Annotated in this window: 20 protein-coding genes; 1 reads left to right on the top strand and 19 read right to left on the bottom strand. The window is 67.9% G+C overall.

Annotated elements, in window-relative coordinates; genetic code table 11:
* The first annotated feature begins 26 nt into the window (after nt 1–26).
* A complete protein-coding gene (gene fabV / locus ACZ5BU_RS35815; RefSeq protein WP_465705331.1) occupies nt 27–1,202 on the top strand; it encodes an enoyl-[acyl-carrier-protein] reductase FabV in 1,176 nt (391 codons plus the stop codon).
* Here the strand turns inward: fabV and ACZ5BU_RS35820 are convergent.
* From ACZ5BU_RS35820 to ACZ5BU_RS35910, 19 genes are all read right to left on the bottom strand, one after another.
* Complete coding sequence (locus ACZ5BU_RS35820; RefSeq protein WP_465705333.1) at nt 1,189–3,690, bottom strand: DEAD/DEAH box helicase; 2,502 nt, start codon at nt 3,688–3,690, stop codon at nt 1,189–1,191. The two genes, fabV and ACZ5BU_RS35820, sit on opposite strands and share 14 nt — an antisense overlap.
* 220 nt (nt 3,691–3,910) lie before the next feature.
* Nucleotides 3,911–5,446 (bottom strand): type 2 periplasmic-binding domain-containing protein, encoded by a 1,536-nt coding sequence (locus ACZ5BU_RS35825; protein WP_465705335.1) that lies wholly within the window; start codon nt 5,444–5,446, stop codon nt 3,911–3,913.
* A 68-nt stretch (nt 5,447–5,514) separates the two neighbouring features.
* Nucleotides 5,515–6,414 (bottom strand): carbohydrate ABC transporter permease, encoded by a 900-nt coding sequence (locus tag ACZ5BU_RS35830; RefSeq protein ID WP_465705337.1) that lies wholly within the window; start codon nt 6,412–6,414, stop codon nt 5,515–5,517.
* Nucleotides 6,411–7,394, bottom strand: coding sequence for an ABC transporter permease (locus tag ACZ5BU_RS35835; RefSeq protein WP_465705339.1), 984 nt, complete (start codon nt 7,392–7,394; stop codon nt 6,411–6,413). Before ACZ5BU_RS35835 ends, ACZ5BU_RS35830 begins: the two co-directional genes overlap by 4 nt.
* 159 nt (nt 7,395–7,553) lie before the next feature.
* Nucleotides 7,554–9,107 carry an FAD-dependent oxidoreductase gene (locus ACZ5BU_RS35840; protein ID WP_465705341.1) on the bottom strand — a complete coding sequence of 518 codons (1,554 nt, stop codon included), beginning with the start codon at nt 9,105–9,107 and terminating at the stop codon, nt 7,554–7,556.
* Between the two features lie 5 nt (nt 9,108–9,112).
* A complete protein-coding gene (locus ACZ5BU_RS35845) occupies nt 9,113–10,135 on the bottom strand; it encodes a LacI family DNA-binding transcriptional regulator (protein ID WP_465705343.1) in 1,023 nt (340 codons plus the stop codon).
* A gap of 80 nt (nt 10,136–10,215) precedes the next feature.
* Nucleotides 10,216–10,647 (bottom strand): DUF2550 domain-containing protein, encoded by a 432-nt coding sequence (locus ACZ5BU_RS35850; RefSeq protein WP_141852773.1) that lies wholly within the window; start codon nt 10,645–10,647, stop codon nt 10,216–10,218.
* Nucleotides 10,648–10,757: 110 nt separating this feature from the next.
* Nucleotides 10,758–11,162 carry a F0F1 ATP synthase subunit epsilon gene (locus ACZ5BU_RS35855; protein ID WP_465705345.1) on the bottom strand — a complete coding sequence of 135 codons (405 nt, stop codon included), beginning with the start codon at nt 11,160–11,162 and terminating at the stop codon, nt 10,758–10,760.
* 1 nt (nt 11,163) lies between these two features.
* The gene (gene atpD, locus ACZ5BU_RS35860) at nt 11,164–12,618 is read right to left on the bottom strand and encodes a F0F1 ATP synthase subunit beta (RefSeq protein WP_465705347.1); all 1,455 of its coding nucleotides are present in this window, start codon (nt 12,616–12,618) and stop codon (nt 11,164–11,166) included.
* Nucleotides 12,619–12,623: 5 nt separating this feature from the next.
* A complete protein-coding gene (locus ACZ5BU_RS35865) occupies nt 12,624–13,535 on the bottom strand; it encodes a F0F1 ATP synthase subunit gamma (protein ID WP_465705349.1) in 912 nt (303 codons plus the stop codon).
* Nucleotides 13,536–13,540: 5 nt separating this feature from the next.
* Nucleotides 13,541–15,178 carry a F0F1 ATP synthase subunit alpha gene (gene atpA / locus ACZ5BU_RS35870; RefSeq protein ID WP_465705352.1) on the bottom strand — a complete coding sequence of 546 codons (1,638 nt, stop codon included), beginning with the start codon at nt 15,176–15,178 and terminating at the stop codon, nt 13,541–13,543.
* Nucleotides 15,179–15,204: 26 nt separating this feature from the next.
* Nucleotides 15,205–16,002: a F0F1 ATP synthase subunit delta gene (locus tag ACZ5BU_RS35875; protein WP_465705354.1), complete on the bottom strand. Its 798-nt coding sequence runs from the start codon at nt 16,000–16,002 to the stop codon at nt 15,205–15,207.
* Entirely contained in the window at nt 16,002–16,571 is a 570-nt protein-coding gene (locus ACZ5BU_RS35880; RefSeq protein ID WP_465705355.1) for a F0F1 ATP synthase subunit B, read from the bottom strand. The genes ACZ5BU_RS35875 and ACZ5BU_RS35880 overlap by 1 nt, the downstream gene beginning before the upstream one ends.
* A 35-nt stretch (nt 16,572–16,606) precedes the next feature.
* On the bottom strand, nt 16,607–16,843 hold the full coding sequence (gene atpE / locus ACZ5BU_RS35885; RefSeq protein ID WP_387667138.1) for an ATP synthase F0 subunit C: 237 nt from the start codon (nt 16,841–16,843) through the stop codon (nt 16,607–16,609).
* 73 nt (nt 16,844–16,916) lie between these two features.
* On the bottom strand, nt 16,917–17,699 hold the full coding sequence (gene atpB / locus ACZ5BU_RS35890) for a F0F1 ATP synthase subunit A (protein ID WP_465705358.1): 783 nt from the start codon (nt 17,697–17,699) through the stop codon (nt 16,917–16,919).
* A 109-nt stretch (nt 17,700–17,808) separates the two neighbouring features.
* Nucleotides 17,809–18,021 (bottom strand): AtpZ/AtpI family protein, encoded by a 213-nt coding sequence (locus ACZ5BU_RS35895; protein ID WP_387667144.1) that lies wholly within the window; start codon nt 18,019–18,021, stop codon nt 17,809–17,811.
* 90 nt (nt 18,022–18,111) lie between these two features.
* Entirely contained in the window at nt 18,112–18,576 is a 465-nt protein-coding gene (locus ACZ5BU_RS35900; RefSeq protein ID WP_465705360.1) for a hypothetical protein, read from the bottom strand.
* 204 nt (nt 18,577–18,780) lie between these two features.
* Nucleotides 18,781–19,899, bottom strand: coding sequence for a glycosyltransferase family 4 protein (locus ACZ5BU_RS35905; RefSeq protein ID WP_465705362.1), 1,119 nt, complete (start codon nt 19,897–19,899; stop codon nt 18,781–18,783).
* Nucleotides 19,899–20,654, bottom strand: coding sequence for an L-threonylcarbamoyladenylate synthase (locus ACZ5BU_RS35910; protein WP_465705364.1), 756 nt, complete (start codon nt 20,652–20,654; stop codon nt 19,899–19,901). The genes ACZ5BU_RS35905 and ACZ5BU_RS35910 overlap by 1 nt, the downstream gene beginning before the upstream one ends.
* Nucleotides 20,655–20,658: the final 4 nt, after the last annotated feature.

The raw sequence follows: 20,658 nt of genomic DNA on the forward strand, positions 1-20,658 counted from the left end.
CGGATCCGGCGGGTTAGGGTCTCTGCATGAGTGAGCGTGTGGTGAAGCCGGTCGGGCGGGGGTTCCTGTTTCTCGATTCGCATCCGGCGGGGTGTGCGCGGGTGGTGCGGGACATGGCTGCCGAGGTCGAGGCGCGGGCGCCGGAGCGGCGTACGGCGCTGGTGATCGGGTCGAGTTCCGGGTACGGGCTCGCGACCACGATCGCCGGCCTCGCGCGGTTCGGGATCGACGGGATCGGGGTCTGCTTCGAGAAGGCGGCCACGGCTCGTCGTACGGCGACCGCCGGCTGGTACCGCACCGCCGAGACCGCCGCACTGGCGACCGAGCTCGGCCGTTCGTGGACGTTCGTGAACGCGGACGCCTTCGCGGACACCACCAAGGACGAGGTGCTCGACCTGGTCGCGGACAAGCTCGGCAAGATCGACCACCTGATCTACAGCGTCGCCGCTCCGCGCCGGACGGACCCGCGCACCGGCGAGACGTACCAGTCGGTGCTGAAGGCGATCGGCGCCCCGCACAGCACGAAGAGCCTGACCTTCGACGACGGCGCGCCCGTCCTGCAGGAAGCGGTCCCGATCGACGTCGCGAACGACGACGAGATCGCCCAGACCGTGAAGGTGATGGGCGGCGAGGACTGGACCCGCTGGGTCGCCGCGCTGCAGGAACGCGACCTGCTCAAGCCGGAGTTCAACACCGTCGCGCTCACCTACATCGGCTCCGAGCTGACCGGCCCGCTGTACCGCCAGGGCTCGATCGGCGCCGCGAAGGCCGACCTCGAACAGACCGCCCTGAAGCTGGCCGCGGACGGTGTGACCGCGATGACCTCCGTGAACGGCGCCGCCGTCACACAGTCGTCGTCCGCGATCCCCGGCATCGGCCTCTACGTGAGCATCCTGCACAACGTGACCTCGTTGCAGTCGCCCGTTCAGCAGTCCACCGCCTTGTGGGAACAGCTCACCGGAGAAGCACCGCTCGACCTCGACGACGAAGGCCGCATCCGCCTCGACCGGTGGGAGCTGTCCGATGACGTGCAGGATGCCGTACGGGCGCAGTGGCAGTCCGCAACCCAGGACAACATCGCCGAGGTCGCGGACGCCGCGTGGTTCCTGTCCGAGGTCCGCCGCCTGTACGGCTTCGACGTACCGGGCGTGAACTACGAAGCCGAAACCGAGGTCGACGTGAACTGGCCTACAGGGGTTTGAACGACACCATCTCGAGGACGAGTTCGGCCGCTTCGTCGGAGGCGGCCAGGTCGACGGACGCGGTGATGCGCCAGTCGTGGTTGCCCTCGGGGTCGTCGATGATTTGTTGGACCTCCCAATAGCCCGGGTGTTCCTCGACCAGGAACAGTGCGGGACCGCGGGCCTCCGGGCCGGTGCCGACGACCTCGTGCTCCTCGTAGTACGCCGTACCGGCCTCGGCCCAGCGGCCGGCGTCCCAACCCGCGTCGCTGTCCAGCTGGCCGAGCTCGGCCCAGCGGTGGAGAGCGAGTAGCTCGACTCGGCGGAACATCGCGTTGCGGACGAGGACCCGGAAAGCCCTTGTGTTCAAGGTGATCCGGCGCGGACCGGCCGGTACGACCTCGACCTGCGTCTCGTCCGCCGGGTTCGTCAGCTCCTCCCACTCGTCGAGCAGGCTGGAGTCGGTCTGGCGTACCACCTCGCCGAGCCACTCGATCAGGTCCGCGAGGTCCTCGTCCACCTTGTCCGGCGGTACGGTCTGCCGCAGCGCCTTGTACGCGTCGCTCAGGTAACGCAGGACGACGCCCTCGGACCGCGCGAGCCCGTAATACCCGATGAACTCGCCGAACGTCATCGCCCGCTCGAACATGTCCCGGACGACCGCCTTCGGGGACAGGCCGGTGTCGGCGATCCACGGATGCGTCTGCCGGTACATCTCGAACGTTGCCTCGAGCAACTCCTGGAGCGGCTTCGGCCAGCTGACGTCCTCGAGCAGCTCCATGCGTTCGTCGTACTCGATGCCCTGGGCCTTCATCGCGTTCACGGCCTCGCCGCGGGCGTGATGCTCCTGCGCCCACAGCACCGCGCGCGGATCCTCCAGTGTGGCCTCGATGATCGAGACCACGTCGAGCGCGTACGACGGATCGGCGGGGTCGAGCAGGTCCAGCGCGGCCAGGGCGAACGTCGACAGCGGCTGGTTGAGGCTGAAGTCCTTCTGCAGGTCGACGGTCAGGCGGAGGATGCGGCCGTTCTCGTCCGGCTCGTCGAGGCGTTCGACGACGCCGGCCGTGACGAGCGTGCGGTAGATCTGGATCGCCCGGCGGATCAGCCGGACCTGCGCGCGGGAGTCCTCGTGGTTGTCGCGGAGCAGCTGCCGCATGCTCTCGAACGCGTTGCCGTCGCGGGCGATCACGTTCAGCAGCATCGCGTGGCTGACCCGCATCCGGGACTGCAGCGCCTCCGGCTCGGCCGCGACCAGCCGGTCGAAGGTGTCCTCGCCCCAGGTGACGAACCCCTCCGGCGGCTTCTTCCGCTGCACCTTGCGCTGCTTCTTCGGATCGTCGCCGGCCTTCGCCAGGGCCTTCACGTTCTCGACCACGTGGTCCGGGGCCTGGACGACAACCGTGCCGGACGTGTCGTACCCGGCCCGGCCCGCGCGGCCCGCGATCTGGTGGAACTCGCGCGCCTTCAGGATCCGCTGGCGGCGTCCGTCGTACTTGCTGAGCGCCGTGAGTACGACGGTCCGGATCGGGACGTTGATGCCGACGCCGAGCGTGTCGGTGCCGCAGATCACCTTGAGCAGACCGGCCTGCGCGAGCTGCTCGACGAGCCGCCGGTACTTCGGGAGCATGCCGGCGTGGTGTACGCCGATGCCGTGCTTCACGAGCCGCTGCAGCGTCCGCCCGAAGCCCTTGCTGAACCGGAAGTTCCCGATCAGCTCGTTGATCTTCTCCTTCTCCTCCTTCGAGGAGACGTTGATGCTCATCAGCGCCTGCGCGCGTTCGAGCGCGGCCGCCTGGGTGAAGTGGACGACGTACACCGGGGCCTGGTGCGTGGTGAGCAGCTCTTCGAGGGTCTCGTGCAGGGCGGTCGTGACGTACTTGTAGATCAGCGGGACCGGGCGCTCGCCGGACGCGACGATCGCCGTCGGGCGGCCCGTACGGCGCGACAGGTCGATCTTGAACCGCTCGACGTCGCCGAGGGTCGCGGACATCAGGACGAACTGCGCCTTCGGCAACTCCAGCAGCGGCACCTGCCACGCCCAGCCGCGGTCCGGCTCGGAATAGAAGTGGAACTCGTCCATCACGACCTGGCCGGCGTCCGCGTCCGATCCCTCGCGGAGCGCGATGTTGGCGAGCACCTCGGCCGTACAGCAGATGATCGGCGCACCCGCGTTCACCGAGGCGTCCCCGGTCAGCATGCCGACCTTGTCCGCCCCGAAGATGTCGCAGAGCGCGAAGAACTTCTCCGAGACGAGCGCCTTGATCGGCGCCGTGTAGAACGTCCGCTGCCCGTTCGCGAGCGCCGCGAAGTGCGCGCCCGTCGCCACCAGACTCTTCCCGGACCCGGTCGGCGTCGACAGGATCACGTTCGACCCCGTCATCACCTCGATCAACGCCTCTTCCTGAGCCGGGTACAACGAGATCCCCTGCTCCCCCACCCAGCTCTGGAAGGCATCGAACAGCGCATCAGGCTCGGCAGTCCCCGGAAGTTGCTCAGTAAGCGTCATCACTACCCATTGTCCCTGAACAGACAATCCACCAACTCCCCCGGGTCCCGCCCCACCGGCCAGTCCGGTACGAGCAGCATGGCGTCGATGGTCGCAGAGCCTGCGGGTCGACAGGACGTATACGTCCACGGCCCCTCGCCGCCCCTGCGTGTGAGCCGGGCGAGTGGTTGTGGTGGGCGTATACGTCCTGTCGACATGCAGACGCACCGCGGGTCTGGTTCTACTTTTCGCCTTTGATGGTCATGGCCTGTTCCAGTTCGTTGCGGATGGCGTCGGCGCCTGACTTGCGGTAGTTGGTTACGGCTTCGTCCCAGGAGTTCAGGTCGGCTCGGCCCAGTTGGATGTCTTTGGTGAGGGAGTCCATCCGGGTGTCGAGGATCTTGCCCTTGGTGGACTGGGTGGGTGAGTAGAGGCCGTACGTCGGCGGCGTGACGGCGGTCGGAAGCACCGCCTTGAAGTGGTTGTACGCCGTGTCGACCGCCTCGGGGTGGCCGGGGAAGTACGCCGGGTACGGGCCGTCGGCCAGGTACTGGATGGGGAACTCGCCCAGGCAGACCTCGCTGCCGCCGTCCTTGGTGAGGACGGGATCGGTGCCGTTGAGCGTGTAGTGCCGTCCAGGCAGACCGAACTTGCGGAACAGGTATTCCTCCGTACCGAACGGCGCGGCGAACCAGTTCAGCACCCGCAGGAGCGTCTTGATCCGCGCGGGCGGACCCGGCCGGATCGCGGCGATCGAGTTGTTCGGAGAGCCGAGTAACACGCGGCCCACCTTGCCGTCCGCGGCCCGCGGTACCGGGATCGAGATGCTGAAGGAATCGTCCGTCGCCCGCCGGTAGAAGCTCTGGATCGACGAGTACGTGTCCTGCGTCATCACCGCCGACCCCTGCGTGAACCACACCTTCTGGTTCGGCTTCGCGACCCCGTCCGGGTGGATCGTGCCGTCCTTCACCATCTGCCGGGTGATCGCCAGCATCTCCTTGTGCTCCGGCAGTTCCCGGCTGTGCACGAGCTTCCCGTCGCGCACTTCCCAACCGTTGGGCAGACCAAGCATCGCGCTGACCGCCGCGGTCGGCGGTACGGCGAACCCCCAGCGGTTCTTCTTCCCGTCGGTGACCGCTTTCGCCACCTTCTGCAGCTCGTCGACGGTCGGCGACCCGAGCTCCACGCCGAGCTTGTCCAACAGATCCTGCCGAGCAAGCAGGGTGTTCGACGACATGATCCCGCGCTGGATCGGTACGGCACGGATGCCGCCGGAGAACACGCAGCCGCGCCATGACGCCTGCGGCGCGTTCGCCAGGAACGGGTACTCGAGGATCGCGTCCCCGGACAGGTACTCGGTCAGGTCCTGCGCCCGTGCCTCCAGGAACTGCGGCAGGTACGCGAACCCGCCGTCCACGTTGAACAGGTCCCCCAACGTGTCGCCGGCGACCGACGTGGCGAACTTGTTCGGGTAGTCCGCGGCCGCGGTGATGTTCAGCTCGAGCGGCGCCCCGAGCCGCCGGTTCAGCTCCTGCCAGTACGGGTTCCGGTCCGCGGTCGGCGGGATCGGGTTCGACGTGAGCGTCGTCCCCGTCACGACCTGCCCGTCCCCCGGCGCTCCGTCGGTCACCTTCGCCGGATGCTCGGGGAACCGGTAGAAGCAGTCCGGCATCAACGGATGGCTCCGCGGCAGGTCCGGCTTCGGCCCGTCGAACCGCTTGTACGTCGGCAACGCGACCGGCTTGTTCAGGGCCGCGATATCGGTCGACCGAGTCACCGTGGAGCACCCGGTCAGCCCACCGACAGCAGCCATCGATCCGGCGAGAAAGGTCCTTCGACGAAGAGTCATCCCTTCACCGCCCCGGTCATCATGCCCTTGGCGAAGTGCCGCTGCAGGAACGGGTACACGATCAGGATCGGTACCAGCGACACCACCAGGATCGCCATCTGGATCGACTCCTGCGGCGGTAGCTGGTCGGCCGCCGCGCCACCGAGGTCTCCGCTGCTCAGCTCGGTGTTGTTGATGACGTACGTACGAAGTACCAGCTGCAGCGGCCATTTCGCGGTGTCGTTGATGTAGAGCATCGCGTTGAAGAACGCGTTCCAGTACCCGACCGCGTAGAACAGCCCGACCACCGCGAGCACCGCCTTGGACAGCGGCAGCACGATCGACCAGAAGATCCGGAAGTCGCCGGCGCCGTCGACGCGCGCGGAGTCGAGGACCGAGTCCGGGATGCCCATGAAGAACGAGCGCAGCACGATCACGTTGAAACCGCTGATCGCGGTCGGCAGGATCAGTGCGAGCAGCGAGTCGAGCAGCCCGAACTCCTTCACCACCAGGTAGTTCGGGATCAGCCCCGGGCTGAACAGCAGGCTGAACAACACGATCAGCAGGATCGGCCGCTGCCCGAACGAGCCGCGCCGGCTGAGGGCGTACGCGAGCATGGTCGACCCGGCCAGGCTGACCAGCGTGCCGCCGACCGCGATCAGTACGCTGACCCCGAGCGCGCGCTGGACGACGCCGCCGCTGAAGATCGCCTTGTACGCGTCCCAGTTCAGCCCGTCCGGCCACAGCACGAACCCGCCGGAGTTCGTCACGTGGTGCTGGCTGGCGATACTCGTCGAGATCACGCCGAGGAACGGTACGACGACGACCGCGCAGCAGATCACCAGTACGACGCCTTTGACGACCCGTGACGACATCGCGGGACCGTCCTCGATTCCTTTCTGCTCCACGACACTCATTTCTGGTACACCCCCGCCTCACCGAAGATGTGGGCGATCTTGTTGGCGCCGATCACCAGGGCGACGCCGACCAGACCCTTGACCAACCCGACCGCGGCGGAAACGCCCCACTGGCCGGCCAGTACACCGTTGTTGTAGACGTACGTGTCGAGTACTTCGCTCGCGGGCCGTCCGACCAGGTTCTGCTGCAGGATGATCTGCTCGAACCCGACGCTCAGCGAGTCACCGAGGCGCAGGATCAGCAGCAGGATGATCAGCCCGCGGATCCCGGGCACCGTCACGTGCCACAGTTGCCGCCAGCGGGACGCGCCGTCGACCCGCGCCGCCTCGTACAGCCCGGGATCGATCTGGGTCAGCGCGGCCAGGAACAGGATCGTCCCCCAGCCGGTGTCCTTCCAGATCACCTGGCTGGTGAGCAGCGCGATGAACCCGTCGGGGTTGCCGAGGAAGTCGATCGTGCCCATCCCGTGCGAGCGGAGGAAGTTGTTGATCAGCCCGCTGCCGCCGAGGATCTGCTGGAAGATCGCGATCACGATCACCCAGGACAGGAAGTGCGGCAGGTACAGCACCGACTGCACGACGCGTTTGATCCGCTCGGACAGCAGGCTGTTCAGCAGCAGCGCCAGCGCGATCGGCGCCGGGAACACGAAGATCACCTGGACGATCGTGATCAGCAGCGTGTTCTTGAGTGCGTTCAGGAACTCCGCGTCGCCGTTGAAGATCACCGCGAAGTTGTCCAGCCCGACCCAGGCGCTGCGCCCGAGCGGTACGAACGGCAGGTACTCCTGGAACGCGATCAGGTTCCCGAGCAGCGGCAGGTAGTGGAACGCCAGCAGCAGCACGAGCCCGGGCAACGCCATCAGCAGCAGGACCTTGTCCCGCCGGGCCCGCGCCCACCACGACAACGGTTTGGCCGCCGTGGTTTCCACATTCCCCGTGACGGCGCCCGGCGGTCCGGAGCCGGTCGGCTTTCCGGCCATCGTCTGTCGGCTGGGGATTCGGTCTGTTTGAGCCACGCGACACTCCCAGGGTCGTCCCCCCACGGACGGACGGGAGAACGTTTTCCGTGCTCCCGTGTCCGACTGTGTCGCGTCTTGAGGACTCGCGCAGCTTCACCCGGTGTGTCGGGCAGAATCCGGTCAGTCGCGGTACGTGCGGATCTCTTCCGGCCAGGCGAGCGGGATCTTCAGGTTGTCGGCCAGCAGCCGCTGGTAGTCGGCCAGGTGGGTGGGATCGTTGCGGACCTTGCGTGGTGACAGGCCTTCGGCCAGGCAGAACCCGACCAGCGCGCCGACCGCCTCGCCGATACTCCATTCGACCGGGTGGAGGCGGTAGCAGCCGTTGGTGATGTGCGTGGTCCCGATGTTCTTGTTCGCCGGGAGCAGGTTGTCGACGCGGACCGGGATCAGCGCGCCGAGCGGGATCTGGAACGGGTACGCCTCGATGTCGACGTAGCTGCGGCCGGCCGTACTCGGGTGCAGGTCGATCCGGTACCGCCCGAGCCCGACGGTGTCCGCGAACACCTCGCTGCCGGCGCCGTCGGGCCGCGCTTCGACGCCGACGTGCTGCTCCAGCACGGTGAACTCGGCCTGGATCCGGCGCGCCTCCCGGATGTACGGCGTCTTCGCGAGGCCGTCCGCCGTACCGGTGACGTCCGGGCGCAGCCGCAGCCCGGGGTACCCGCCCTCGGTCTGCATCCAGTACAGGAACGACAACGAGAGGTCACGGCTCGCCGCCAAGGCCTTCTGTGGGTCGGGGCCGCCGACGAGAGGCTGTTCCCAGTAGTCGAGCTGCGGCCAGTTCACCACCGTGACGTCCGGGATCGCCTTGTCGACAAAGTTGCTGCTGGCAAGGATCTGCCGGTACCGCCAGAGCGAGAACGGCGCCCGCTTCGACGGGTTGGCCTCGAGCAGCTTCCACTCCCGCTGCTCCAGCGTCACCGGTACGACATCCGTCCAGGACAACTGCGATCCCGGCCAGAACGGCGCAACCGTGCCCCGCCAGTACTCGTAGCCGGCCGGACGGTCGATCGTGTGGTCCTCCCCCGGCCGGTGTTCGAGCGCGAAGCACCACGAGAACGCCTGCTGATCAAGGGGATTCGCGACCTCCGGCGCGTGCAGTTCGCCGGTCTGGTCGCGGCCCTCGGCGCCGATCACGTGCTCGATCCCGCCCAGCTCCAGCAGGTCGCCGAGCTCGGTTGCATCGACGACGTACGTAGCCGACACGGTGAGCTCGGCCGAAGCGCCGCGGAGCGTCACCGCCTCGATCTCGTCGCCGTTCGTGGACACCGCGACCGGCTCGTGCTCCATCAACACGGTCAACCGCCCGGATGCCCGCCACGGCGCGAGCATCTCCTCCAGTACGGCGGCCGCGACGCGCGGCTCGTGGCAGAACCGGCTGACGACGCCAAGTCCCGGATCGAGCAGCGGATCCGCGGCGGCCTCGGGCGTCAGCGGGTAGTTGCGCCGGTAGTACTCGCGGATCCGGCGGCGGAGTTCGGCGTATCCGGTGGCGGCGTACTGCTCGATCCACGGATGCTCGTCCGGCGGTACGAGCTGGCTGGTCAGCTGCCCGCCCAGCCAGTCGGTCTGCTCGGTCAGTACAACGGTGCGGCCGAGGCGTACTGCGGTCAACGCGACGGCGACCCCACCGAGTCCGCCACCGACGACCAGGACTTCAGTCTCGAGTTCCACCCGCTTCACTCCTTAGTACGAGGCATGGCGACGGTTTCGCCGGCCACCAGGTCACAGGCCACCAGTTGGCTGACCGGTTCGGCCTCCGGATCCTCGACCCGCGCGACCAGCGCGTCGATCGCGATCCGGCCGATCTTCTTGCGCGGGACCACCAGGCAGTCCCAGCGGTGCCCGGGCTCGTCCCCCGAGCCCTCCAGCACCACGACCGAGACGTCCGCCGGGATGCTCCGCCCGCGAGCGGCCAACCCCGTCCGCAGCTCCTCGGCCAATCGGATGCCCTCGGCAACTACCGCGGTCTCCGGCCCGGCCGCCAGTTCGTCCAGCCACTCCTCGGACAGCCCCGGCTCGCCGCGGAAACCGGGTGACCGATCCTGCAGTCCGAGCCGCTCGACCGCGGCGCGGTAGCCCGCGCGGCGGTCGAAGTACGCCTCCTGCTCGATGCCTTCCCGCAGGTACGCGAAGTGCCGGTGACCGCGGTCGGCGAGCGACGACACCAGCCGATCGACGGCGGTCACGTAGTCCGGGACGATGCACGGGATCTCCGCGCCGGGTACCTCCCGGCGGCCGATGTGGACGAACAGGTACCCGTCGTGCCACAGCCGGGCCAGCTCCTCCCGATCGGTCGCGGCACCGAGCAGGACGGTGCCGTCGGCGAGGTTGAGCCGGTTCGTCCCGTCCCGGTAGATCCGCCGGCGACCGTCGCTGGTCCCGGTCGAGGTGAACAGGACCAGGTCGTACCCGAGCTCCTCGGCACGCTCCTCGATCCCGAGCAGGAACTCGAAGTAGAAGTCCTCGCGGGCGTGCGGGAACACGGCCTCGAAGGTATGGACGCCGAGCAGCCGGTTGCGCTTGTTCCGCAGGTTCCGCGCGGCCGCGTTCGGGACGTACCCGAGCTCCTGCACCGCGGCCATGATCCGCTCCCGCGTCTCCACAGGAATCCGATCCACGTCCCCGCTCACCACCCGGGACACCGCGGACTGGGACACACCCGCAAGCCGAGCGACGTCGGATTGTCTTGGCGCCTTCATGATCTCTCCTGTTCATACGTATGAGCAGGCGGCTACAAAGGTACGAACACTGTGCCGCGGAGGTCAAGACCGGGCGCGGGTCAGAGGTAGGTCTGGGTGCTCGGAGGCGCCGATTCCATCCAGGCGAGGACGCCGGTGAGGGCTTCTTCGGTCATCGCGAAGTGGACGGTACGGTCGGTGAGCTTCGCGTCCACGATGACGTGGCCGGCGTACGTGACCAGGGGCTCGTTGCCCATCGGGCGGCGGGTGGTGACGCCCTCGAGCTGGCGGCGGTTCACGGTCAGCTTGGGCCACCAGGCGAGGCTGAAGACCCGGAACCACTGCAGGTCGTCGCCGACGTAGCGGGCCAGGCCGAGGGCCCAGCCGCGGCCGTGTTCCTTCTCGGCGAGCTGCAGGCTGCAATCAAAAGTTCCGCCGTCCCTGGACAACCAGCGACGGCGGAACGCGACGAGCACGATGAACAGCACGGCGGCAAGCAGACAGACCCCGACGACATCGAGGACTGTCCTCATACCTTGCCGACCCCATTTCCGGTGCCTACGTTCGGGTACTTGCCCCGGGCACCCCGGAGAACCGTACTGTCAGTGACGATATTCGATTGTGCCGATTATGGCAGGTCGGGTCAGGACGTCTGCTCGGCGGCCCGGACCCTGGCCTCGGCGAGCCGGACCTCGTCGGTGGCGTCGTCGGTGTCGAGACCGGCGGCCAGCGCCTGCTCGAGCTCCCGGCGGGCCTCTTCGAGGTCGATGTCGTGACCCATCTCGGCGTTCTCGGCCAGGATCGATACCCGGTCGTTGGCCACCGAGATGAAGCCGTCCGGCGCGGCCGCGACGAAGTACTCGTCGTCGACGGTCCGCACCTGGACGGTGCCGCCTTGCAGCAGGCCCAGCAGCGGTGCGTGGCCGGGCAGGATGCCGACGTCACCGTCCGTGGTCCGGGCGATCACGATCTTGGCCTGGCCCTGCCACACGGTCCGCTCGGCCGCGACCAGCGCGACCTCGAGGTGCTTGGCAGAATCGTCGGCCATCTCAGTTTTCCTTCTGCAGCTCGGCCCACTTGCGCTCGACGTCCTCGAGCGAACCGACATTGAAGAACGCCTGCTCGGCGATGTGGTCGCACTCGCCCTCGGTGATCTTCTTGAAAGACTCGATGGTGTCCTTCAGCGGCACCGTGGAACCCGGGACGTTGGTGAACTTCTCCGCCATGTAGGTGTTCTGCGAGAGGAACTGCTCGATCCGGCGCGCCCGCGCGACGGTGATCTTGTCCTCTTCGGAGAGCTCGTCCACACCGAGGATCGCGATGATGTCCTGCAGTTCCTTGTTCTTCTGCAGGATCTGCTTCACCCGGACAGCCACGTCGTAGTGCTCCTGGCCGATGTACTGCGGGTCGAGGATCCGCGACGTCGAGGTCAGCGGGTCGACGGCCGGGTACAGACCACGCGACGCGATGTCACGGGAGAGCTCGGTGGTCGCGTCCAGGTGCGCGAACGTGGTGGCCGGCGCCGGGTCGGTGTAGTCGTCGGCGGGTACGTAGATCGCCTGCATCGAGGTGATCGAGTGACCACGGGTCGACGTGATCCGCTCCTGCAGCACGCCCATCTCGTCGGCCAGGTTCGGCTGGTAACCGACGGCGCTCGGCATCCGGCCGAGCAGCGTGGAGACCTCGGAACCGGCCTGCGTGAACCGGAAGATGTTGTCGATGAACAGCAGTACGTCCTGCTGCTTGACGTCGCGGAAGTACTCCGCCATCGTCAGCGCCGACAGCGCCACCCGCAGCCGGGTGCCCGGCGGCTCGTCCATCTGGCCGAACACCAGCGCGGTGTCCTTGAAGACGCCGGCCTCTTCCATCTCGTTGATGAGGTCGTTGCCCTCACGGGTGCGCTCGCCGACGCCGGCGAACACCGACGTACCACCGAAGTTGTGGGCGATCCGGTAGATCATCTCCTGGATCAGAACGGTCTTGCCGACGCCCGCACCGCCGAACAGACCGATCTTGCCGCCCTGCACGTACGGCGTGAGCAGGTCGAGCACCTTGATGCCGGTTTCCAGCATCTCGGTCTTGGACTCGAGCTGGTCGAAGGCCGGCGCCTTGCGGTGGATCGGCCAGCGCTCGGTGATCTCGAACTCGGACTCGTCCTGGTTCAGGCACTTGCCGGTCACGGACCAGACCCGGCCCTTGGTGACGTCACCGACCGGGACGGAGATCGCCGCACCCGTGTCGCGCACCTCGGCGCCACGGACCAGGCCGTCGGTCGGCTTCATCGAGATCGCCCGGACGATGTTGTCGCCGACGTGCAGCGCGACCTCGAGGGTGATCGTCTGGGTCACGTCGCCCAGGGTGATGTCCACCTCGAGCGCGTTGTACATGTCGGGCATCGCGTCCGCAGGGAACTCGACGTCGACGACCGGGCCGATCACCCGGGCGACGTGACCGACGGCAGCAGCGCCGGCCTCGTTGTTCTTCTCGGTAACCGTGGCAGTCATCTCTCTCACTCGCTCCCGGCGTTCGCGTCGGCCAGCGCGCTGGCGCCACCGACGATCTCGCTGATTTCCTGGGTAATTTGCGCCTGGCGGGCCTGGTTCAGGTCTCGCGTCAGCTTCTCGATCAGGTCCTGCGCGTTGTCGGTCGCGGACTTCATCGCGCGTTGCCGGTTGGCCAGCTCGGAGGCAGCCGCCTGCAGCATGCACCAGTGGATCCGGCTGGCGACGTACTTCGGCAGCAGCCCGTCGAGGACCTCCTCCGCGGAGGGCTCGAACTCGTACAGCGGCAGTACCTCGTCCGGCGCCGGCGCTTCCTCGCCCTCGACGACCTCCAGCGGCAGCAGCCGGATGACGTCGGCGCGCTGGGTGAGCATCGACACGAACCGGGTGAAGACGATGTGGATCTCGTCCACGCCGCCTTCCTCGGTCGGGGTCAGGAAGGCCTCGATCAGCGCGTCGGCGATCTCCCGGGCCCGGGCGAAGCTCGGGTTGTCGGAGTCACCGGACCACGACTGCGCGACCTCGCGCTGGCGGAAGGTGTAGTACGCGATGCCCTTGCGGCCGCTGAGGAACGGGACGACCTGCTTCTCGTCCGCACGCAGCAACTGGTTGAGCCGCTCGCCCTCACGGATCACGTTGGACGAGTACGCCCCGGCCTGACCGCGGTCCGAGGTGATCAGCAGCACCGCGGCGCGGCGCGGGTTCTCCTTCTCGGTGGTCAGCGGGTGGTCGACGTTCGAGAACGTCGCCACCGCCGACACGGCACGGGTGAGCTCACGCGCGTACGGACCGGCCGCCTGGGCGCGCTGCTGCGCCTTGACGATCCGGGACGCCGCGATCAGCTCCATCGCGCGGGTGAGCTTCTTGATCGTCGTGACCGAGGCCTTCCGATCGCGTAGCTCCCGCAGGTTGGCTGGCACGTCGATCAGCCCCGCTTCTGCTTGACGATCTGCTCCTGGTCGACGTCCGCCTCGTCCATCGCCTCGACCTCGGCCTCGGTCCCGAGCAGGTTGCCCTCGGAGGTTTGGAAGGTCGGCTTGAAGGACTTCAGCGCGTCGGTCACGGCCTGCGCCTCGTCGTCGCCGAACAGCCCGGACTCACGGATCGCGTCGAGCACCTTGCTCTCCCGGCGCAGGTAGTCCAGGAAGTCCCGCTCGAAGCGCAGCACGTCGGTCACCGGCACGTCGTCGAAGTGCCCGTTGGTACCGGCCCAGATCGAGACGATCTGGTCCTCGACCGGGTACGGCGAGTACTGCGGCTGGCGGAGCAGCTGCACGAGCCGCTGACCACGGTCCAGCTGCCGGCGCGAGGTGGCGTCCAGGTCGGACGCGAACATCGCGAAGGCCTCCATCGCGCGGAACTGCGCCAGGTCGATCTTCAGCGTGCCGGACACGTTCTTCATGCCCTTGACCTGTGCGGCACCGCCGACCCGGGACACCGAGATACCGACGTCGATGGCCGGCCGGATGTTCGCGTTGAACAGGTCGGACTGCAGGAAGATCTGACCGTCGGTGATCGAGATGACGTTGGTCGGGATGAACGCCGAGACGTCGTTCGCCTTGGTCTCGATCACCGGCAGACCGGTCATCGAGCCGCCGCCGAGCTCGTCGGACAGCTTCGCGCAACGCTCGAGCAGCCGGCTGTGCAGGTAGAAGACGTCACCCGGGTAGGCCTCGCGGCCCGGTGGGCGGCGCAGCAGCAGCGACATCGCGCGGTACGCCTCGGCCTGCTTGGTCAGGTCGTCGAAGACGATCAGCACGTGCTTGCCCTGGTACATCCAGTGCTGGCCGATCGAGGAGCCGGTGTACGGCGCGACGTACTTGAAGCCGGCCGGGTCGGACGCCGGGGAGGCGACGATGGTGGTGTACTCCATCGCGCCGGCCTCTTCGAGCGCGCCGCGGACGGCGGCGATCGTCGAGCCCTTCTGACCGATCGCGACGTAGATGCAGCGGACCTGCTTCTTCGGGTCGCCGGACTCCCAGTTCGCCTTCTGGTTGATGATCGTGTCGACCGCGATCGCCGTCTTGCCGGTCTTGCGGTCACCGATGATCAGCTCGCGCTGGCCGCGGCCGATCGGGATCATGCCGTCGATCGCCTTGATCCCGGTCTGCAGCGGCTCGCGGACCTCCTGGCGGTCCATCACACCGGCCGCCTGGATCTCGAGCGCGCGCTGGCCCTCGATGCCCTGGATCTCGCCGAGGCCGTCGATCGGCTTGCCCAGCGGGTCCACGACGCGGCCGAGGTAGCCCTCGCCGACCGGCACCGACAGGATCTCGCCGGTCCGGCGGACCTGCTGGCCCTCCTCGATCCCGTCGAACTCACCGAGGACGACGACACCGATGTCACGGACGTCGAGGTTCAGCGCGATACCCCGGGTGCCGTCCTCGAACTCGAGCAGTTCGTTGGTCATCGCCGAGGGCAGGCCCTCGACGTGCGCGATACCGTCACCCGCGTCGACGACGGTACCGACCTCTTCGGCAGCGGTGTCGGCCGGTTGGTACTCGGTGACGAACCGATCGAGGGCGTCCCGGATCTCCTCCGGCCTGATCGTGAGCTCAGCCATTGTGTTTCCTTAATCTAGGAGGGCCGTCAGCCTGCGATGCGCCGTTGCGCGTCGTCGAGCCGGGCCGCGATGGTTCCGTCGATCACTTCGTCGCCGATGTCCACCCGGACGCCGCCGACCACGTTCGGGTCGACGATGACGTTCAGCTGGATGTCCCGGCCGTACTGCCGCCCCAACGCTGCCGCGAGCCGGGTGCGCTCCGCCTCGGTCAGGTCGGTGGCCACCCGCACGGTCGCGATGCTGGCGTTCCGCCGGGCCGCCGCGGCGACCTGGTAGGCGCGCATCGAGCCGGCGAAGTTCCGGCCGCGGCCGTCCACGGCCCGCTCGGCCAGCCGCACCGTGGTCGCGTCGGCCTTGCCCTGCAGCAGCCCGCGGATCAGCTCCTGGCGGTGCTCGACCGGGATCGCCCGGTCGCCCAGCTTCTCGGCCAGGGCCCGCTCGGCGGCGACCACCCGGTCCAGCCGGAACAGCTCGTCCTCGACCTCGTCCAGCTTCCGCCGGCTGTCGGCGTAGGCCACCTCGGCCTCGACGCTGAGCTGGTCCAGGGTGTTACCGAGGTCCCGGCCGCTGACCCAGCGACCGGCCACGGCGGCGGCCAGGATCTCCTGCGCCTGGGCGGAGATCTTGCCGCCGAACAGCTGCCGGGCCAGCGCGACCTTGGCGTCGGCCGGCCGCGCCGGGTCGGTCAGAGCACGCCGGAGCGCGCCGCTGCCGTCCAGCAGCTTGGCGATCGAGAACAGCTCGCTGCCCAGGCCTTCGGCCGGGGCCGCACCCGCCAGGGCCTGCTCGGCCCGGGCGAGTGACTCGTTCGACGCGCCGCGCATCAGCCGTCCGTTCCGACAGCCTGACGAGCGGACTCCGACTCTTCCAGCTCGGCCAGGAAGCGCTCGACGGTGCGCCGCTGGCGCGCCTCGTCCTCGAGCGACTCACCGACGATCCGGCCGGCCAGCGTGGTCGCCATGGTGCCGACCTCACTGCGCAGCGAGGCCACCGCCTGCGCCCGCTCGGCGTCGATCTGGGCCCGCGCGTGCGTGACGATCCGCTCGGCCTCGGCGTTCGCCTGCTCACGCATCTCCGCGATGATCACCGCACCCTGCTCACGGGCGTCCTCGCGGATCTTCGCAGCTTCCTGCCGGGCGTCGGCCAGCTGCGCGTTGTACTTCTCCAGGGCCGCCTTCGCCTCGGCCTGGGCCTCCTTGGCCTGCTTCATCCCACCTTCGATCGCCTCGGTCCGATCGGCGTACGCCTTCTCGAACCGGGGAACCACGACCTTGGCGAAGGCGATGGCCAAGAGGACCAGGAAGACGAAGCCGAAGATGATCTCGGCGGTGTGCGGCAGCAGCGGGTTGATCTGCTCACCCTCTGAAGCCAGCGGTAGCACCATCGTCAGCATGTCTGTGTCCTGTCAGTCAGAAGAGAGGGTTCGGGTCAGCCGTTCTTGAAGACGAACGCCAGCGCGATACCGATGATCGCGAGCACCTCGGTGACACCGAAGCCGATCCAGGCGATCGACTGCAGCTTGCTCTGAGCCTCCGGCTGCCGCGCGGTGCCGTTGATGACCGCCGCGAAGATCAGGCCGACGCCAACGCCCGGGCCGATCGCGGCGAGGCCGTAACCGAGAACGGCGATGTTGCCGCTGATTGCGAGAGCGATGTTGCTCACCATTGCGGTGTTTCCTTTCCGTACGGATAGGGGCTATCCGGGTTTCCGTTACTACGGGTCAAAGGGGTGGTACGGATCAGTGTTCGTCGGCGATGGCGCTGCCGATGTACTGCGCGGTCAGCACCACGAAGATGTAGGCCTGGATGGACTGCACGAACAGCTCCAGCCCGGCGATCGCGATGCCCATGATGAACGTGATGATGCCGACGCCGCCGAGGAAGATCTTCCCGGACTCGAACACCATGTACTCGCCACCGAGCACGAACACCCCGAGCAGGATGTGGCCGGCGAACATGTTCGCGAACAGCCGCAGGCTCAGCGAGATCGGCCGGACCAGGATGTTCGAGATGAACTCGATCGGGATCATCAGCGGCATCAGCCACAGCGGCACGCCGGCCGGCATCGTCTGGTGCTTGAAGTAGCCCCAGAGGCCCTTCTTCTTGATCCCCACCGCGTTGTAGATCACCCAGCTCATGACCGCCGCGACGTAGGCCCAGCCGATGTGGCTGAAGGTCGGGAACTGGATCAGCGGGATCGAGCCGGCCACGTTGTTCAGCAGGATGAAGAAGAACAGGCCGCACAGGTACGGCACGTACTTCATGTACTCCTGGCTGCCGATCGCGTCCCGGGCGATCGAGTTCCGGACGAAGTTGTACGCGAGCTCGCCGGTGAACTGCAGCTTGCTCGGCACGATCGCGGCCTTGCGGGACGCGCCGTAGAAGAACCAGATGATCACCACGACGGACAGCGCGGCCACCAGCACGGGCTTGGTGAACCAGTCCACGCCGGGGATGATCGGCGGAAGCTCGAAACTCTGGGGACCGGGCGGGGTGAACTCGGTCGGAACGCCGGCAATCACCGGGTCTCCTCTCGCGTCGTGCTCAAGTCGGACGCCTTGTAGCAAAGGGCAGGGCGGCTCAGGGCATGGCGGTCAACAAACTCAGACCCGGTAAGGATCGAACCTGAGGTCAGGACCGCGACCCGTACCGGAAGTGCAGCATCAAGATGCTCAGGCCGGCACCGATCACGATGCCCACCAGAACCAGGAACTGGGTGCCGAAGAGGCGATCCAGCCCGAACCCGATGCCGCCGTAGACCGCGACACCGCCGATCAAGTAGGACAGGACCCGCCAGCCGTCGCCCGCTCCGGGTGATGGCTTCGGATCCTTTTGCTCGCTCATTGGCACCCGAAACGTACCAGTTGGCGACACATCCAGTCACACCGGCACCAGTAACCTCCACCACAGCAGGCGAAGCGTCACCGAGGGTGGTCATGCCGTCACCTCTTTGTCGAGGTCGTAGATCGGGATCCGGAGCCGGGACCAGGCCCAGATCTCGCCGGCCAGCCAGCCGATCACGACCACCATCGCGACCAGGCCGAGCACGGTCAGATTCACGTGCTTGGCAAGGGCGTCCGAGTTCAGCGCGACGGCCAGCAGGCCACCGAAGATCGCGATCCGGCCGGTGTACGACGTCATCGCGATCGCGAGCTGCATGGTCGGGCTCGCCCGGCGGGACAGGTGCAGGGCGAACAGACCGGCGCCGGAGAAGACGACGACCATCAGCACCCCGAGGAGCGCTCCCCAGAGGCCGGGCAGACCGGCGGCGACGGCCGAGACGGCGGTGGCGTTCACGCCGACGACCAGCGCGGCGACCAAAGCACCGCGCAGCATTGCCAGCGCCGGGTGCCTGGTTGCTTGTCCGGCGGGTTTCGGGCTGTGGGCCGTAGGAGCCATCTGGTGGTTCCGTCCTGCTGGCGTTCTGGTCTCGCGGCCAGATCGTCTGGTGGGCGGGGTCAGGGGTGTCGCTGTTCTTTGCTGGTGCTTGTGAAAACTAGCACAAAGTCTGCACGGTCAGCAAAACGAGTCCCCTGCCGCTGTACAGCCACACCTTATCGGTAGGCCACACCGGCCGCTGGTCTGGTCCCTCTCAGCGGTCTCTCAGACTTTGGCGAGCGGTTTCCGGGAACGCCCCGGAAGACCGGTCGTGAGCAGCACCGCGGTGACCGCGACGGCCAGCACGATGAGGGCCGTCCACCAGTACAGGACCAGGCCGAGGACCACCACGCCGTACGCGATCAAGGCGGTCCAGAGGTACATCAGCAGGACGGCGCGGCGGTGCGAGTGGCCGCGCTGCATCAGGCGGTGGTGCAGGTGCTGCTTGTCGGCGGCGAACGGTGACCGGCCGGCCTTGGTCCGGCGGATGTAGGCCAGCGTCAGGTCCAGCGCGGGGATCGCGAGGATGGCGATTGGCAGCACCAACGGAAGCAGGGCAGGCAGCAGACTGGAGCCGCCGACCTCGTACGGGACCGCGTTCGGGTCCATCTGGCCGGTGAGGCTGATCGTCGACGCGGCCAGCATCAGGCCGATCAGCAGGGCGCCCGAGTCGCCCATGAAAACCCTGGCAGGGAAGAAGTTGTGCGGCAGGAACCCGAGGCAGGCGCCGGCCAGTGCGACCGTGATCAGCGTCGACGTGGTCGCCCGGTCGAGGTTCTCGTGCACGTTCAGCAGGTACGAGTAGACGAAGAACGCGGTCGCGCCGATCGCGGTCACGCCGGCCGCGAGACCGTCCAGGCCGTCGACGAAGTTCACCGCGTTGCAGGACACCAGCAGGATGCCCGCGGTCAGCACGGCCAGCTGCGCGGGCGACGGCGAGATGACACCGCCGGGCAGCGGCAGCCAGAACAACTGGATGCCTTGGACGACGAGTACGCCGACCGCGAGCACCTCGCCGGCCAGCTTGGTGATCGCATCCAGCTCGTACAGGTCGTCGACCACGCCGACCGCGCAGATCACCACGCCGCCGACCAGGATCGCCCGCGCGTCGTGCGCGACCTGCAGGCTGTTGCCGAGGAACGGCAGATTGCTCGCGACCGCGTAGCCGGCGATCAGGCCGCCGAGGATCGACAGGCCGCCGAAGTACGGGATCGGTACCTTGTGCACGTCCCGGGCCCGGACCTTGGCGACCGCGCCGTACCGCAGCGCGATCTGCCGGGCGACGCCGGTCAGCAGGAAGGTCGTGGCCATCGCCACGAACATGACCAGCAGGTACTCGCGCACTAGTCCGCAGGCCTCACATCGGAGTCGGTCTTGTCCTCGCCCTGGTTGGACGCCTCGACCGGCTCATCAGTTGGCATCTCGTCGGCGAGCTTCTCGTCGGCCGGTGGTTCGTCGGTGTCGGTTGTCAGGGAAGGAACGACCTCGCGGAGCTGCTCGAGGGACAGGGCGCCGATCCGGAGCACCCGCGGGGTGTCGCCGGTGAGGTCGACGATCGTGGACGGCTGCCCGCCGGCCGCCTCGCCGCCGTCGAGGTACACCGCGACCGACTCGCCGAGCTGCTCCTCGGCGTCGTACACGTCGAGCGCCGCCGACCGGCCGGACGTGTTCGCCGAGCTGACCGCGAGCGGACCAGTCCGGGACAGCAGTTCGCGGGTGTTCTCGTGATCCGGCACCCGGAGCGCGACCGTGCCCTGGGTCTCCCCCAGGTCCCACATCAGCGAGCTCTGCGCGTGGCAGATCACCGTCAGCGGGCCGGGCCAGAACTCCTGGCAGAGCTTCCGCCCGTCCTCCGGTATGTCGGTGGCGAGCGCGTCCAGCGACTCCACCACCGAGATCAGCACCGGCGGCGGCATGTCCCGGCCGCGGCCCTTCGCGTCCAGCAGCCGCTGCACGGCGTCGGCCTTGAAGGCGTCGGCGGCGATCCCGTAGACGGTGTCGGTCGGCAGCACGACCAGGTCGCCGGCCTCGATGGCGTCCACCGCAGCGCGGTAGGCCGGTGCCAGCTCGTCCCCGGTGAAGTCGAAGCGCTCACTCACGGAG

Source organism: Kribbella sp. NPDC031520 (genome assembly GCF_055580825.1).